11 protein-coding genes and 3 pseudogenes are annotated in these 17,226 nt (G+C 51.1%); 4 read left to right on the plus strand and 10 right to left on the minus strand.

The window, feature by feature from the left end; genetic code table 11:
- Positions 1-142: 142 nt before the first annotated feature.
- Positions 143-2,521 (minus strand): annotated as a pseudogene (locus EL645_RS46100) (thiamine pyrophosphate-binding protein).
- A 603-nt stretch (positions 2,522-3,124) separates the two neighbouring features.
- Here EL645_RS46100 and EL645_RS36660 point away from each other — a divergent pair.
- Positions 3,125-5,545 carry an MBL fold metallo-hydrolase gene (locus EL645_RS36660; protein WP_126557331.1) on the plus strand — a complete coding sequence of 807 codons (2,421 nt, stop codon included), beginning with the start codon at positions 3,125-3,127 and terminating at the stop codon, positions 5,543-5,545.
- Positions 5,546-5,636: 91 nt separating this feature from the next.
- On the opposite strand, the pseudogene EL645_RS36665 reads toward EL645_RS36660, so the two are convergent.
- From EL645_RS36665 to gad, 7 genes and pseudogenes are all read right to left on the minus strand, one after another.
- Positions 5,637-6,994, minus strand: a pseudogene (locus EL645_RS36665) (APC family permease).
- A complete protein-coding gene (locus tag EL645_RS39835) occupies positions 6,994-7,197 on the minus strand; it encodes a hypothetical protein (RefSeq protein ID WP_126557334.1) in 204 nt (67 codons plus the stop codon). Before EL645_RS39835 ends, EL645_RS36665 begins: the two are co-directional and overlap by 1 nt.
- A gap of 241 nt (positions 7,198-7,438) precedes the next feature.
- Positions 7,439-8,233, minus strand: coding sequence for a lytic transglycosylase domain-containing protein (locus EL645_RS36680; RefSeq protein ID WP_161977992.1), 795 nt, complete (start codon positions 8,231-8,233; stop codon positions 7,439-7,441).
- A 339-nt stretch (positions 8,234-8,572) separates the two neighbouring features.
- Positions 8,573-10,069, minus strand: a complete 1,497-nt coding sequence (locus EL645_RS40370; RefSeq protein ID WP_136625359.1) for a S53 family peptidase — start codon at positions 10,067-10,069, stop codon at positions 8,573-8,575.
- Between the two features lie 2 nt (positions 10,070-10,071).
- Entirely contained in the window at positions 10,072-10,962 is an 891-nt protein-coding gene (locus EL645_RS36695) for a S53 family peptidase (RefSeq protein WP_126557338.1), read from the minus strand.
- 545 nt (positions 10,963-11,507) lie between these two features.
- The gene (locus EL645_RS36700; protein WP_126557339.1) at positions 11,508-12,710 is read right to left on the minus strand and encodes a glycosyltransferase; all 1,203 of its coding nucleotides are present in this window, start codon (positions 12,708-12,710) and stop codon (positions 11,508-11,510) included.
- Between the two features lie 27 nt (positions 12,711-12,737).
- A pseudogene (gene gad / locus EL645_RS46105) lies at positions 12,738-14,152 on the minus strand (glutamate decarboxylase).
- Between the two features lie 494 nt (positions 14,153-14,646).
- Between gad and EL645_RS36710 the strand changes: the two are divergent.
- Positions 14,647-14,988, plus strand: coding sequence for a hypothetical protein (locus EL645_RS36710; RefSeq protein WP_126557340.1), 342 nt, complete (start codon positions 14,647-14,649; stop codon positions 14,986-14,988).
- A gap of 24 nt (positions 14,989-15,012) precedes the next feature.
- Entirely contained in the window at positions 15,013-15,828 is an 816-nt protein-coding gene (locus EL645_RS36715; RefSeq protein ID WP_126557341.1) for an endonuclease/exonuclease/phosphatase family protein, read from the plus strand.
- A 6-nt stretch (positions 15,829-15,834) separates the two neighbouring features.
- On the opposite strand, the gene EL645_RS36720 is transcribed toward EL645_RS36715, so the two are convergent.
- Both EL645_RS36720 and EL645_RS39840 read right to left on the minus strand, forming a co-directional pair.
- Complete coding sequence (locus EL645_RS36720) at positions 15,835-16,452, minus strand: GNAT family N-acetyltransferase (RefSeq protein WP_126557342.1); 618 nt, start codon at positions 16,450-16,452, stop codon at positions 15,835-15,837.
- A gap of 314 nt (positions 16,453-16,766) precedes the next feature.
- Positions 16,767-16,922 (minus strand): hypothetical protein, encoded by a 156-nt coding sequence (locus EL645_RS39840; RefSeq protein ID WP_161977993.1) that lies wholly within the window; start codon positions 16,920-16,922, stop codon positions 16,767-16,769.
- A gap of 37 nt (positions 16,923-16,959) precedes the next feature.
- On the opposite strand from EL645_RS39840, the gene EL645_RS39845 reads away from it, so the two are divergent.
- A complete protein-coding gene (locus tag EL645_RS39845; RefSeq protein ID WP_161977994.1) occupies positions 16,960-17,136 on the plus strand; it encodes a hypothetical protein in 177 nt (58 codons plus the stop codon).
- The last annotated feature ends 90 nt before the right edge of the window (positions 17,137-17,226 follow it).

The raw sequence follows: 17,226 nt of genomic DNA on the forward strand, positions 1-17,226 counted from the left end.
CATGAGATGCTCTTCTTTTCAGTATAGGAAAGACTACCAAGCGTAACTTGTTCCTTGATGAGGAGCATGAGAACGGATGGCTATCCATAAAATATAATTCATGGATAGCCGTCCGAAACTAATGATGTCGGAGCAGGAGGAATTATCTTTCCTGGATCAGGTCCAGGGCGGCATAGCTGGCGGCAATTATGTCGTGGGTGCTGATGCCAACCTGCTGGTAGAGTTCCTGAATGCTACCGGATTGTCCGAACTGGTCGACTCCCAGGGCAATGCTGGGCACACCATAGATGCCGCTGAGAAAGGCCAGACTGTGGGCGGATGCATCCTGGACCGTGACGATGGGGGCCAGGCGTTCAGAGCGTGGAAAGAGCGTGCGCAGATGTGCCGCGGATGCTGGCTCAGGCTGACCCTGACTCTGGCTGCGCCGTAGATCTGTATACATGCTAAAAATCGCTTTTGGGCTGGTCAGGTGAATGACGTTGGCCGCGACTCCCTCATGTGCCAGCGCTCTGGCCGCTGCCAGTGCTTCTGGCACCATGACGCCCGTGGTGACTATTTGCACCACCTCGTCCTCGCGGGCATCGGTCACTAGTTCGCGCCCCTCATGGAGCCGGTAACCGCCCGCCAGCACCTGCTGGCGCAAGCGATCTTCTCCCAGGCGTTCCAGGGCTACATCCAATAGAGTTTGATCAATTTTCTTGGTGGAAAGGCGCAGGTAGGTTGAATGTCCCTCCGCGCGATCGCAGCAGTCGCGCAACGCTTGCAGGAGCAGCCATTCTACCTCACGACCAAACACCGGCTCATAATAATTGAGTTCTGGCAATTCGATTCCCAGCGAGGCGGTCACGGTGGATTGATGGGCGCCCCCTTCCGGGCTCAAGCTGACCCCCGAAGGTGTACCAACAAAGATCATCTTGCTGTGATTATAGAGTCCATAGATCAAGGCATCCAGGCCGCGACAGATAAAAGGATCATAGACAGTCCCGATCGGGAAGAGCAGTTGCCCCGAATGTTCATAGCTCAGGCCGAGTTGTCCTAGCAGCATGAACAGGTTCGTTTCAGAGATGCCGAGCTCAATATGTTGTCCCTGTGGGTTTGGCTGCCAGCGCAACGCACGTTGAATACCTTCGAGATAGTCAGGGTGCTGCGTTGGGGAGAAGACACCAGTCTTATTGACCCAGCCACTTAAATGGGTAGAGATCGCCACATCGGGGGCAACCGTTACAATGCGTTCTCCGATGCCAGCCAGGTTAGCCAGCTGGGGTAAGATACGTCCCAGTGCCTCCTGGGTAGCGAGCTTTTTAGGATACGAGATATCCAGGCTGTCGGGTATGTTCTGCGGAGGTAGCAGTGGGCCGCTTGCAGCTGCTTTCTGCTGAGCCGTTCGGCGCGCTGTTGACACCAGCGCGCCTCCGCTGTCTCTGGCGCGAAGCCCTCCCATTCTGCTCCCCCGGAAATGTTGAACGCCTGTTGTAGTTGCTGTACCTGTTCATGGCTAAGATGCATCGAGTGATTCATGACATCGCCTGCAAAGGGTAGTCCCCAGCCCTTGATGGTATAAGCAAAGATAATGGTTGGCGCATCCTGGGATTGATCGGCCTGTGCAAAGACCTCCAACAGCGTATTGAGATCATGTCCACCCAGGTTGGCGAGTAGCTCTTTGAGATTTTCATCGGGTGTATCGTGCAGTGCCCGGGCAATCTCTGGCTGTTCAGGTTGATTGAGCCCGTCGGGATGGGTCAGGCGCGCCCGGATGTCCGCTCCCGGACGCCGTAGCAGGCTCTGGTATTCCTCATTGCTCATCTCATCGATACGTTGGCGTAGAGCATTTCCCCCGGTTGGGCAAATACTGCTTCCAACTGGCGTCCATATTTGGCTTCCAGGGTATGCCAGCCAGCGGCGCCAAAGAGATTTTTTAGCTGTGTGGCACGAATGCCGGGCACGACGCGATCCAGACTTTGGCGGTTAAGATCGACAATGATCAATACATTGCCCGCTCCCTGCAACGTCTCATCGATGGCGGCCTCCCAGATATTGCCTCATCCAATTCGGCATCCCCGATCACCGCGATAAAGCGTTGGGAGGTAACCTGCTCGAAGTGTTGTTGTGTGTAGCGCTGAGTTACAGCCGCGAAGGCTGGCGCGACCGCGCCCAGACCGACAGAACCAGTACTAAAATCGACCGGATCTGGATCTTTGGTGCGGCTAGGATAGGCTTGCAGTCCCTTGAATGCGCGAAGTGTCTGTAAATAGTGCTGGTCCAGGTTCCCTAGCAAATATTGGATAGCATGATAGGCCGGGGAAGCATGGGGCTTGATACTGACCCGATCCTCGGCATTTAAGAAATGGAAGTAGAGTGCAGTCAGTATGGTTACCATGGACGCGGACGACGCTTGATGGCCACCTACTTTTATGTCATCTGCGCTGGGACGAGTATTGGCATGATGAACGATAAGCGTCGAGAGCCAGAGCACACGGCGCTGAATGTTGTCGAGAATTTGATATTCGTCAGGTTGTAAAATCGCTTGCCGTGGCTCCGTTGCTGCCGGCGTTACGGACGACGCCTTTGGTTTCTGTTGCGTACTGCGTTTCGTTGCAGGTGTAGAGATCTTCCTCTGCATGCAGAAATTCCTTATATACTATTGCAAAAGCAAAACTATCAAAAAACAATCGATTTACCAAAAACATTGTATCATCAATTCTAAAAATCACCATTTTTAGCGACGAGTTTTCAGTCCAGAGATCGTAGGGAGATCACGAGCCAGCGATACGATGGACCTTCTTTCAGGTGTTGGAGCGTGTGCGGTGGGCGGCCGCCCACCGCACACGCTCCAACACTCCCAACCCGGCGCCGCAGGCGCCAGAGAGGAAAATTTAAAAGCCCTGGTGAGTCTCTATATTTATTATACCAAGTTTATGGCTCTAGCTTGTGAGGATCTTGTGAGGATCTTGTATTTCTTCTGCGTTGATTGGTACTAATTCAAATCGATATATTTAATTACCCATGTACTTCGTGTTATACTTTATAGACGGAAATAACGCACCGTCTTGTCAAACTAATAAAGCTCTTTGTGCTGTTCAATAGCATAGTGGTTCTGGTGCAGAAATATGGGAGGGAGATAGCAGTGGAATTAACGTTTCTTGGAGGAGCATCGGAGGTTGGAGGGTCCAGCACATTGTTGAAAGTAGCGGGCCATTGTTTATTGATTGATGGAGGGATGCGTCCGGCAGCTCGTGATGGTCAATCGCGTTTGCCTGATCTAAGCTTGCTAGATGACAGTCCCCCCGAAGCTATCCTGATTACACATGCGCATATTGATCATACAGGTTCTCTGCCCCTGATCGCCTCGCTTTATCCGCATATTCCTATCTATGCCACAGAGAGCACCTGCGTATTGACAGAGATCTTGCTACGTGATTCTGTACACATTATGGAGCAAGAAGGTTTGAAGCCGGACGGCGAGACCCCCCTGTATACGGTGGAACAGGTGGATGCTTTATTAGGGCGCATTCAGCCTGTCAGTTTCAAGCAACCTTTTGCTCCCCTTGTTACTGCTCCCGATATTCTTGCCTGGTATATGCCTGCGGGCCATATTCTGGGCGCAGGCATGCTCTACTTTGCCACTCCCGAAGGAACGTTGTTGCATACCGGCGATATCTCGGTGACCGATCAACGTACGATTAAGGGGGTGGATATAGCCGCTTTACCCAATGCGGATATTATGATCTGTGAGGGTACCTATGGGAATCGGGCCCATACCAGTCGGCGGGAGGAGGAGCGCAAATTTGCTGAGGCGGTCCAGGAGACGTTGGCGCGTAATGGCCGGGTGCTCTGTCCCGCCTTTGCTGTTGGACGCGCGCAAGAGATTGTCTTGATCTTGAAATCATACCGTGCCAGCGGCCACATTTCGCCTGTGCCGATCTACCTGGATGGTATGGTGCGCTCAGTCTGCGCAGCTTATCAAGGCCAATCCCATGATCTACATCCCAACTTACAGCGCTATTTAAAGAATGCACGCCGTCCATTGTTTGTCGACCCGGGCCTGCATATCTTTGCCGTGCGCAGCCATGAGCGGGCCGAATTGATTACACGTAAAGAGCCAGCCATTATTATAAGTAGCTCAGGCATGCTCTCGGGAGGAGCCTCTCCGCTGTATGGGGCTACCATTGCCACTCGTGAACAGGATGCTTTATTGTTGACGGGCTACCAGGATGAGGAAAGTCCAGGGGCCGCCCTCTTACGTGCTCGTCCCGGCCTCCCACTGCAGATCGGCTCACAGAGCGTGGTGCTGGCCTGTAAGGTTGAGAAATATAATTTATCAGGCCATGCCGATAGCGAGCAGATCAGCCAGGTGGTCATGAAAGTGGCGCCACGCCATCTGGTGCTGGTGCATGGTTCTCCTGAGGCCCTCGCGTCGCTCAAACAGCGCTTCGTTGACATACGTGTCGATGTGCCTGTGGTGGGTAGCAAGCTTAACTTTCAAGCTGTACGGCATCGTGTCCTTGTTCCCTCTATGCCAGATGTGGAAGCGCAAACGGGCCTATTTGATGCCTCGCCGCGCCTGGCCCCAATAGATATCGATGAGCAACCGCAAATACCCTCAATCGAATCGCTCTGGATACTGGCCAAGAAACTAGGTCCGTTGCGTCCCTGGACGATTGTTGAGCTTGGCCAGGCCTACTATGGGGATGCCTATCGGCCAACCCTGCGTCCCCTGATTGAGCATGTCTTTAAAAGTGATACATCCGCTTATTTCAAGCGCAGCCGTATCGGGGCTCAATCTATCTATCAGCCATGCGAAACTGCCCTGGGGCGTTCCATTATTAGCGATGAAGAGTTTGCGGACTGTATCCCTGAGATGTCTCTAGTGCTACCGTCTCGTGTGATCCAGGATGAGATACCCCAGCGTGTACCCGGGGCTGGTGTGGTTGCGATTGTGCAAGGTCAAAAGAACTCCTCACCATACCTGGCGCTAACTCTGGCGCCCGCGCAGAATGGTGGGATTCGTATGATTACCGATGGCTGGAAGGCAGCTGTGCGGCCGCTATCGATGATTCAACTGTTGCCGGATGTGCGACGAACTGAATGGTTAAACGTGCCAGATGAAACTAATAAGATGCGCCTCAAGCAATGGCGCCAGCAACTGGATCAGGCCTGGATTGATCTGTTTGCCTGCTGGCGGCGTTGTCAGCAGTCCTCTTTCTCTTTTACCTCGCTCTGCCAGGATCTAGGGCTGTGCCAGGCCGATGATCGGCTGGCTCTGGGCCTGGAATTATTGAACCATGGCCTGCTGCTCTTTCGTCGCGATGGTGAAATCTGGCATCCCCTGGATGAGCAACGTGTCTACAGCAATGATGGCTTTGCCCATCACCTGCACCTGCTCGAGGCCGGGGCGGGTAGTGAGATCCTGGTGAATGGGCGGCCAGGACGCCTGACCGGCCGCAGTAATTGGCGGCTGTTCGAAGTATATTGGAATGAAATGGACGAGGATGAAAGCGAGCGTATGGCCCGGGTACGTGCCTCGGCCATACGCTTATCGTTATAAGGGATGATATTCGGATTGAGGATGGATAGAAAGGACGGCTTTGTCCGCCAGGTCTCGTTTTTATCTGTCCCCGATGTCTTGCAGCGAGTAGTTAATGTCTATCAACATTAGCCTCTTGCTGTAAAGGTTGCCGGGTGGTCGCTTCTTCTTCGTTTGCCATATCCTGGCGCCGTTCTCTTCTACCCCATAGGTAGAAGAGAACGGTTAACAGGATGATGCTCCCGAGAGCAACCAACTGGGTAACCTCATAGGTCAGGCGTGATACCCCTGAACTCTTGATGGCGTCACTGGCCGGAAAGAGCAAAAAGTAGCTGACTATGATGGTATAAAACATAGAAAGGATACTGACCAACCAGGCGCCAACCACGCCGCCAGGAACGCGGTATGGCCTGTTTGCGGCTGGCTGTTTGTAACGCAAGAGTAAAAGATCTGGGAAAATGAACAGGTAGGCCAGGGTATTGACCGAAACCGTGAAGCCGAGTACCAGCGTAAACAGGGATTGTAGCGTGCCGGCTCCAAAGCTGTTGATCAGGACGGCGAGAATCATGGCGCAGGTTGCGATCAGGCCACTGACGATAATGGCTGTACTGGGTGCGTTCGTGCGCGGATTAAAACGAGCCAGACTTTGTGGTGCCACATGGTCTTTGGCCGCGATGGCATAGGCGCGGTTTGCACTTACCATCCAGGTTGATCCACTGGCTCCCAGGGCAACTATCAGTATAGGTACCAGCAGCCATTTCAATGGCAGGATCAGCGTGTGGGGTAGCACAATCGTCACATTGGCAATGGCCTGTAACAGGCCACTACTGCCAGCTACCTGTGATTTGTTAAGCGCAAAGATGGTCACCACAATTGGAATGACATAAGCCAGGAAAGCCAGTCCACCGGTTGTAAGCATCGAACGTGGCACCGTACGCTGTGGATCATCGACCTCATCGCCCACATTCACCTGAACCTCGAAACCTTGCCATTTGAATAGCATTACCGGGATGATTCCGCTAAGAATGATACCAAGAGAGCTGGAGGGCAAGAGATCCTGCGCACCCATATGGGCTCCACTGGCGTGTCCGCTCATAAAGAAGATCAAGGCCAGTACTACGAATAGTCCGATCAAGAGCAATTTAAAGGCGGCCCCTACGTTAGAGAGTCGCTTATTGATCGAGATGGCAGCAAGGCCGCGCCCATAATACTCCAGATGAAAAGGGCGGCAATCGCGATGGTAATCCATACATCGGCTATTTTGTTGCCCCCAAATAGATAATCGGTACGCCCAAACCAGAATACTTTAATGGCGGTTATGACGGTCACAAACATCGTTCCGCCGATCCATAATGGATTGGCGATCCAGTAGAGCATGGCGGCAATGGCTGCATAAAAGCGGCCTCCGCTCATTTTTCCCCACTCATATACACCGCCTGCTCGCGGAAAGGTACTACCAAGTTCGGCCATTAATAATTGATAAGGGATATAAAAAAGGTCAGTCCGACTAACAAGATCCAAAATAGAGCCTGTCCACCATACGATGCCGCAGCCCCCAATGTATCTATACCCAGCGCGCCAGCAATGGTGTAGAAAACAAGGTCTCTAACATTAAGCTTTCCACGCGCAAGCCTTTTACGTTCATTTGATGTGAATGATGTCTTATCATCCATAGATCACAGTCTCCTTCGCCGCTAGGGATTCATATTCTCTTACTTTTTTACGTATAACTGCACCATATTAGTTACTAATAAATAAGTAGTATGTTTTTAATTATATCACTAATAGCATGTCCAGACGACCGCCATAGATGTCAAATAAACAACATGACCGCCTTCTACCAGATAGTATGAAGGCGGTCATGTTGGGTTTTAGAAGGTAAAAATGTCTGGAGTGAGCCAGGGTATGCTGTGCCTAGCCCATGATGCTGTGGACATAATTCTGGGTTTCAGCTGGGAGTTGAGCCAGCCAGTTTGCGCCACCAGAGTTCATGGCACCTTGTACTGCGCCAGGGCCTGCATTATACGCTGCCAGGGCCTTGGCATAATCTCCACCAAACTGACGATTCAGATCTGCCATCCAATTGGCCGCAGCCTTGAGGGAAGCATCTGGATTGGTAGGATCAAATCCCATGCTAGCGGCAGTTGCTGGCATGAACTGTGCGATACCAATGGCTCCTACAGGCGACTGAGCACCTGGATTGAAGCCGCTCTCCTGCTGGATCTGACGTACAAATGTGTCCGGGTTGATGCCCGCTGCGCTGGCATAACTTCGGGCTGTGTCAATATATGAATGGGCCACAGCCTGATGTCGATGATGGTCATGTTGTATAGTCGATGCGACATTAGGTTGTCGGTAGCTAGCTACTGAGCCAGTTGTTTGAACCTGTGAGAAGTGTGTGGCCGAAAATACTGAGAGAAGCAAAGCACAACATGTAGCGCCAACAGCGATCCCTTTGCGCAGACCTGACGATGGTCGACGTGATGATGCGCGCTGTAATTTCTCGGTGACCAGTGAAGGACGCTCTGACAGCTGATGAGCACGCTGGTATGTATTGGTGAGGTCCGCTGCCGTTACCTTTGGCAATGCCTGAGTAGTAGGTTCCTGTAGGGTTACATTGTGGTTGTTGTTCATTGAAGTTGTACTACCTGTGTTTTTTGAATCTAAGGTTGTGATAGTAGCTGAGCTAGAATGTAAACGCTGAGTCAAAGGTGTTCCTTTCAAAGGGCAAGTGCACACTATTGATTCGTATGGCTGAGCCCTCATTTCTAGGCTATGTGCGAACCAGTCGATCAATTTCGATTCGCACGTTGCAATATTGATGAAGCTCAGTGTAGCACATGCTATACCGTTTGCCAGCTTGAGTATGAAAAATGTAGCCCAAAGGTAATAGCTTCATCGTGTTTCATGCTGTATCTATGCGTTTCAAAATGTGTCATAAATCTGGCTTTATCCCGGAGAGATAGGGCTTCAGGCCAAAAAGCAGCCTATGAAAAAGCGGCAGGCCACAAGTAAATGTGACCTGCCGCTGTCGGACGACGAAGTGATTTAGGAATTGGTATAGGCAAGGAGTGAAACGTCGTCTAGTAAGAATGCGCTAGGTTGGTAACGATTGGTTGTTGCATCGAAGTAGACATAGATCTGCTGCCCGCGGTAGCTAGCCAGGACCGAGCTGAGATCAAATGTATATTGGACCCAACGTCGAGAATTTGCATTACATTTGATTGACAGTAGCCGGATAGTATTGCCATTACTTGTGAGTAGGTTGGCTGTGAACCTGTCATAACAGGCATTGGTATTTGGTTTCTGGCTGGCGGTGTATAGCCAGTAGCTTAAGAGGATTCTGTTGCTATTGGCAGGAACCGTTACAGATTGATAGATGGCATCATAACAGTTCGCATAGCTGCAGAGCAGCGCGCCATAGCGTCCACTATGGGCCGCAATCGGGTTGATCAGTTCATAACCACCAGCAGAAAATTCTTGCCATGGAGCACGACCATTTTCAAAGCCACCATTGACAATCAACTGTTGTGTACCTCCACCACCAGGCGTAGGTGTTGGTGTCGGAATAGAAGTAGGGGGTGGTGTTGGAATAGAAGTAGGGGTCGGCGTTGGACGTGGTGTGCTGGTCGGGGTAGGCGTTGGTATAGAAGTAGATGTTGGCGTTGGAATCGGCGTGCTGGTCGGGGTGGGAGTAGGCGTACCACTACCACCAGCCAGATCGCGGGCAATGTTCCAGGCATTGGGTGTACCAAGGCCAGTAGCCAGATCATAGTTAGGTCCTGCATTGTAATACAGGTTGTTTCCTGTTGTCACATCGTGAAAAGGGGTATAAGTCTGGCTATTATTGTAGAGATTATAGAAAGATTGATGGGCATTGCCCAGTACCGGTTTACCCTGTGAGGCCAGGTACTGATTGATATCAATGGCCGTACTAGCCCACATGGGTGCCGCTCCACTGGTGCCGCCAACTGATAGCCAGCCGGAGCAGTTGGATGCTGAGACTGTACAGTAGATAGCGTAGCCAGTCTGTGGATCGGCATCAGCCGAGACATCAGGAACCATACGGTTCGCATTGGTCAGGTTGGTGCCTGTCTGATAGGCTGGACGGGTGAAGTAGGAACTGATGCCACCGCCGCCACCTGAGTTATTGCTGCCCCAGGCAGATTCACTGCTATATGTTCCGCCAGTACCTACCTGCAGCCTTGTACCACCCACGCCAACCACATTGGGATCGTCGGCGGGCGAGTCGACTGCTAGTGTTGTGCCGCTGCCCCCACCACCATTACAATCATAGGCTCCCGAGTCGCCAGAGGCGGCAAAGAAGGCCTGTCCCTGTGAGGAACCCTGCAGGAAAATGTTGTTCAGGGCGCCGAGCTCTGCATTACCTGTAGATGCTTCACATAAGCCCCAACTGATGGTCGTGACTTTGACGGTATTATCGGTCACGATGCGGCTATAAGTATCGTTGACACCCGAGGTTGAGTTAGGACCAATATAAACTTTTTGGGCGGCGTTAGGAGCGATCGCCGAGACGATCTCCATGTCTAACTCGACCTCAATTGCGCCACTTCCAGGATTGGTGGTGGCCCATCTACCAGGATATTCGAGTAATTGCCTGTACCCAGATTGTAGTAGCTGCGATATTGGTCAATATCTGAGGATTGGTAGCCATCCAATTCAAAGACACCTATGCTCTGACCTGTCCCATTGCTGCCGGCACTGATCAATGAATCTACACTGTAGGCAGTGCGCAATTCAGTTGGCGTATAGCCACCGCCCGGGCCGGTGAGCACACCTATTGGGTGGCGCTTACTTGTCCCGGTGAGCGGCCTGGCCGTGTGATGCATGCCAGTTAGTGGCAGAAGCTGAATGTTATTCAGTCCACCAATGGATTGAATAACGTCGCTTAATGTATCTGGTACCGAGGGATTGTTGGCCGGCGCATAAATGACGCGATTGTGGAAATTATAATCATTCAGAACCACGTTAAAGGCTTTTTCTGTCGCCCCCACGGTGCCAGTTGCATTGACGAATAAGTGATTGGGCGTCACTGACGTAACAGTCAGATTCTGGCTATTCAAGTATTGGACCACAAGATTGACCGTGGCTTGTGTTGGCCCAAACTGGCTGACGAACTGTGATGGTGTAAGGTAGTGATGATAATAAGGTGAACCAGGATTTTCCTGTGCAGCCAGCAAGGCTGTCAGGGTATTGCGATTACGGAGATCCAGGCCAATAGATAACTTTAAGATGTTACTTTTGGCGGTTGGATGTATTGGTGTCAAGCCATTAAGCGCGGGAGGACATGCCCCTGGATAGGTATCGTGTGTGGCTGTTGCACAGCCGCTCGGGTAGAGGTGGCACTGGTCATGAGGACCTGTGCGATCAATGCCAGAAGTACTGCACAGATCATGAGTGCGAAGCGCGGTTGCCATTTCTGGCGCAATGTTTTTCTCAAATGTACCTCCTGGAAAACCAGTGGTGGATATATAAGTAAGAAGCAATGCAACAGTTCTGGGGGCCTCTAGTAAATCTATATCAAGAGAAATGTGTTAGACCTATATTTGATGCTCGAATTATCTTACGCCGCTTATATGTTGATTACTACTTACTTACTCCAGATGTAAAGAATTTTAAATGTTCTACTTGCCATAACCACCCTATAGTAATTATAATGCGTTTAAGAAATCAACAATATGAATAATGATTAGCAGCGTATATGAGACTATATTAAATTACAAAAGTATCATATTTAATATCTTTGATATTAAATATGATATTAAATGTTTTACATGGTATAGACGTGTAAAAATGAGCATGAGCAAGTATATGCTTATGCTTTTGAAGGGGCTATCGAGGAGGGATGAGGCTTCAATTGAGTGCTATAGATAGGAGGAGATGGTGCTCAAAAATTAACCGGGGTCCGAGCTCTATGGCTCTGACTCCGGTTAGCTTAGCATTTGCCTGTCGAAGATGTTTTTTAGTGAACGTGGACGCGTTGGTGGACCTTTTGAACCTCTTCGAACTCAGTGGCCAGGCGCGTATAGAGGTCCTCCCACTGGTCTAGTACTTTGATACGATCGTGGGCGGCGACGATCGTGAGGCTTTCAGCTCCCATACGTTTCTGCAAATCAGGATCTGCCAATAGACGATCCATATGGATGGCCATCTCATCACTATTGCCAGGTTCAAAGAGGAAGCCATTTTGATTATGGTGTACCAGTTCTGGCAGAGCATAGGAGTTGGCCGCGATAACAGGGCGCCCACAGGCCATCGCCTCCATCATGGCCAGACTCTGCAGGTCTGCTTCGGAAGGGATAACGAAAAGCTGGGCTGAACGGCGCAATGGTATCAGATCGGCGTCGCGCACAAAGCCCAGGAAACTGACGCGATCCTGGATCTGCAACTGTTCAACCTGGGCGCGTAAGGCAGCCTCAGCTGGACCGGTACTGACGAGTGCCAGGTGGGCCGGGACCTTGATTTTTGCCATTGCGTCTAACAAGACGTCGATGCGTTTTTCCTCGCTCAAGCGGTTGACGTGGATGATCAGTGGTCGATCAGTTGGTAGCCCCAGCCGCTGAATAACCTCTGGTTCGCATGGACCCGGCGCGTAGCAATTGAGGTCAATGCCATTTGAGATAACCTTTGAAGGGGCATGTAGACCATGTTCGCTCAACAAATCCAGGGCCGTCTGCGTTGGGGAGGTGACATACTGGCAGCGATTATAGAAGTAGACCAGGTAAGAGTAGGTAAGGGCGCTGAGCGGCTTGCCTAACACTGGATCGGTCAAAATGGCGCGGCTAAGCATGTTACTGGGCAGGTAGTGGTTGGTGGCAATGATGGGTTTATGCAAGCCTGGCGCGAGAATCTGGGCGATATTACCCAGTACGATAGGAGAATGTACATGAATAATATCGGGGTTAGCCTGCTTGAGTAGTTTATGAATTGGCGCAAAGGGTAGCAAAGGGATACGTAGATCCTTATAGGTCGGCCACTCAAACGATGAAAAGCGCGAGACATGGACGCCCTCTTCCATGCGTTGGACATCGCGCGTTCCATAGCTAGGCGCGACCACCCAGACTTGATGGCCTCGATTGACAAAATCAACAGCCAGGCCATGGGTGACATTGGGAACGCCTCCCACCATGGGTGGATATTGATCGGTAACGATCATGATGCGCATCTCTTTACTCCCTTTCCCTTACTCGCTTTACTTCTTTTCTTCCTGGCTGACACCGTGGCTAAAACCAGGACTCCCGCTGGTATGGGTGCTCTCAGGGTGCGCTGCGTAGTAGTTCAAATGGCGGCGCATATCATTTAGCAAGAGATCGGCCATATCCCGGCTGAAACCATCTTTGACAACGATACGCATGACTGCCATGTCTTCCAGATTTTTGGGATAGGTATAGGCAGGCACAATCCAGCCGCGATCCCGTAGCCGTTCTGAGAAATCGAAGACGGTAAAATTAGTTGGCTCCTTCAACGTAAAAGCAAACACAGGCAGATCGCTACCATTGCTGAGTAGTTTGAATGGTCCCAATTTAGCGACCTCGGCCGCTAGATACTGGGCGATATCCTGACAGGCCTGCTGAATACGGCGATAACCTACTTTTCCAAGCCGCACAAAATTATAATACTGGGCCACAATTTGACTGCCGGGACGCGAGAAGTTCAAGGCAAAGGTCGGCATCTGACCACCCAGATAGTTCACCGAGAAGATCAGCTCCTCTGGTAAATCACTATGCTTGCGCCAGACGACCCAGCCCACACCTGGATAGACCAGCCCATATTTATGTCCAGAGACATTGATGGATTTGACGCGTGGTACCTGGAAGTCCCATACCACATCTGGTTGAATGAATGGGGCGACCAGACCACCACTGGCGGCATCAACATGGATCGGGATATCCAGCCCCTGCTCGTCGTACAATCGATCTAAAGCCTGGCTGATGGCCTCTACAGGTTCATAGCTACCATCCATCGTACTTCCCATAATAGCCACGACGCCGATAGTGTTTTCGTCACATAATTTGACTGCCTCTTCTGCAGTTAGATGGTAGCGCCCTCCTCCATCGGGACCATGCGTGGTTCGACATCCCAGTAGCGACAGAACTTTTCCCAGCAGATCTGCACGTTAATCCCCATCACTAGATTGGGACGGTCGGTAGATTTTCCAGCGGCTCGCCTGCGCTCGCGCCACTTCCACTTCAATGCCATGCCAGCCAGCATACAGGCTTCACTGGAACCTATTGTTGAACAACCGATCGCGTTCTCCTCTTCCGGCGCATGCCAGAGATTGGCCAGAATATTAACGCAGCGCCGCTCTAACTCAGCCGTTTGAGGATATTCATCCTTATCGATCATATTCTTATCAAACGTATCGGTCATAATCTGCCGCGCCTCTGGCTCCATCCAGGTTGTCACAAATGTCGCCAGATTTTGCCGTGCATTGCCATCCAGAATCAGCTCATCATGTACCAACTGATAAGCTGTTTGTGGCAACATCTCTTCTTCAGGCATCTCATTGCGTGGAACCGCTCTATCCAACGGAACGCGGCTATAGACCGGAGTTAGCGACTGTTCAGCTTCGCTCGCGGTCGTACGATTCGTCTTTTTATGTAACATACCCCAGACTCCTGTAGGAAATAATTATCAGCTCATAGCCATCTCACGGCATTCCCGTGGCTATTATAAAACGCGCCCGTCGCAACGAGCAATTTACTATCCTATAACTCTTCATCTTCCCAAAAGCACTACAAGATCAATACGTTGCTTCCGCCCTATAAGATGAGCCAGCCGCATATACTTCTGCCCGCAACAGCCCCAATGAGAATAGTTGATCTCCGTCCACCGCTTTTCATACCTTTGCTCATCAAAAAACATTCAAGGGGATGCGTCAAAAAACAGGAATTGCTCCAAAAACACTTTTAACAACTTGCATCAAATGTGCGCAGCACATTTGATGCAAGTTGTTAAAAAAGAATCGGCCGCGCCAGCGGACGCACCCATATCAAGAAAATAGGACCTCAAGACCCAAAAAAGGACATTTGTTCTTCCCTATGCTATACTAGCCACAGACAACTTAAACTGTTTGGCAAGAAAAAACGAAAGGATTTTCTATGTTTAGACAAAAAAGCCAGCCACAAACCAACAACAGCATGTCTTTCTCACTAGAAAATCCCACCCAACGCAAAATACTCTTCTGGATCTGGCACAGCCTGATCTTTATCTCCATTATCCTATTAATCCTATTCTGGCAGACTTCAATCTGGCTACTGGGCTGCGGTGGCGACTTTTCCCGCCTGATGGAGAAAATAGAAATATTGCTATTCGTCCTTCTCCTCACCAGTCCATTGACGCGCACACTCAGGCAGCGCCTCTTTCCCAAAAACTCTCCCCCAGAATGTAGCCACCGTGCTCTGTTATCTAGGAGCAGGAACCGCATCAAATCAATCTTATAGTAGCTATAGCGAGGAGGTAATTTGATGTTGAAGATTATGACATTTAATATTCGTGGCGCATCGCATGCCGATGGTCCAAATGCGTGGCCGCTACGGTCAGCTTTAAATGTGCAGACTATCCAGGAGATCGATCCTGCCGTGATCGGTTTTCAGGAGGTTGAGGCTGGCAATCTGGCAGTGTATCAACAACAACTTCCCGGCTATGCCTGCGAATGTGGTCCATCGGCCAGCGCGGAGGAGCCGCATCAATATACCGCTATCTTCTGGAAGCCCGAGCTGGTCAGGCGATTGAGCGCTGGTGGCTTCTGGCTCAGCGAAACGCCGGATGTACTGTCCGCCAGCTGGGAGACGGCCTGTATACGGACCGCAACCTGGGTCCATTTTCAGATGCTGGGCAGTGGCGTGGAACTTATTCATCTAAATACACACCTGGACCATGTTTCTGCGCATGCGCGGCTGGCGGGGAGCGCATTGATCATACAACAGCTACAGCAGATTACCCACGATTATGCACTACCTGTGCTGGTAACTGGCGACTTTAACTGTGATCCAGCTTCGCCTCCCCATCGTTTATGGCTGCAGCACGATTTTAGTGATAGCTACCTGGCGACCGGCCACAAAGACAATCCGCAGACAAATACCTTTCATGCATTTAACTGGTACAAGCCATCCTCCTCGGGGAAGACACGTGGGGATAGTATTTTGCGCATGGATTGGATCCTGGTGCGTGATCCAGCCCAGAAAATTCGCCCACTGACATGCGAGATTGTGCATACGGCCCGGCCACCACTTTATCCAAGCGATCATTTTCCAGTTGTTGCTCAGTTAACAGGTTTGTAAGAGTAGCTACGCGCTTTGTTGGCTGCGTTTCTGTAGATAACTGGCGAAGCCCTGGTGATAACGGGCCTCCCACTCTTCGCGCAGCACACCATAGCCGAGCCCATCGTAATACGTGCCCTTGAAGGTGCGAGCCTTGCGGAAACGTGCCTCCAACTGGTAGCCGAGTTTTTCGGCTAGCCTCATCATGCCCTTATTGCCAGACCAGGTACGCAGATCCAGGCGCGCAATAGTTGGAAGCGTATAGAAGAGGTAATCGCTCCAGAGTCCCAGGGCTTCAAAGCCAATTCCCTGGTTCCAGTAGGTAGGATCAAAGATGACAATGCCGATAGTTGGCCAGTGGGTCTCCTCACTTTCCCAACTCCAGGAGACAATACCTATCAGGTTATCTGTGGCCTGGTCACTGATAACTAATACCGAGCGGATAGTTGGGAAGCTATTGTTCTCGATCTGCGTGCGCATATATGCTATCTGGGCCTCGATCGCCTCAGTAGATGGCAATGGGTAATAGGGACCATCCAGCTCTTTCCATGGCTGTCCAGGCACCATCCAGGTGCTATATTGCTCTAGATCTGCCAGTTGCCAATCGCGTAGATAAATCTGTAAACCAGGAATGCGTATCTGCATATATGCTCGATCTTCTTTCTCTCTCCATCAATAGCTATAGGGACCATACTACGGGTTGTGTATACAGAGGATACACCAACACAAATATAATCTGATCTGTATTTAGTAACACGAATCAAATCAGCCTTTAGCTCTAGTAATAGACCCTTTCTCTAGCTTCGCCCTGTGTAAGATAGGGCTTTTTACCGTTCGTCCAGAGATCACGAGCAAGCGAGACAATGTCCATTCTTTCAGGTGTGGAGTGTGTGCAGTGGGCGGCCGCACAATACCGTTTAGATCTGAACGACATGGATGAGGACAAGCCCCTCTGCCGTTCATTGAGCAACCAGGTAGAAATAAGAACGAATGGTAGAGGTTCGGCCCTGTAGATGCGAGGCTTGCCCTCGCTTGCCACCCCGGTAGGGTGGCCCGGTCTCCTCACCACGCGGTTGCTTGTCTCGGAGACCTCGCGCCACGCGGTGCTCAAACACGGACCCTGCTTTTGGGCACTCCGTGAAGGAAAGGATCATGCCACGAGGCACCCTATCGCTGGGATACGGGGCCGCCGGGCGGCAAGCGACCGCAGAGGGTCGCACCTACCGGGCCGAACCTCTACCATTCGTTCTTCGGGTTGTTTTTTCGTATGGGAAGGGGAAAAAGGGGGCAGACTCCAATCCCATGCTTCTGCACTCAAATTCTTCTTAACTACATGGTATTGGGCGGCCGTGACCGCCCACCACACTCTCCACACCCCCAGCCCGGCGCCGCAGGCGCCAAAATGGTAAAATTTATCTG

The organism is Dictyobacter kobayashii (assembly GCF_003967555.1).
Classification (GTDB): domain Bacteria; phylum Chloroflexota; class Ktedonobacteria; order Ktedonobacterales; family Ktedonobacteraceae; genus Dictyobacter; species Dictyobacter kobayashii.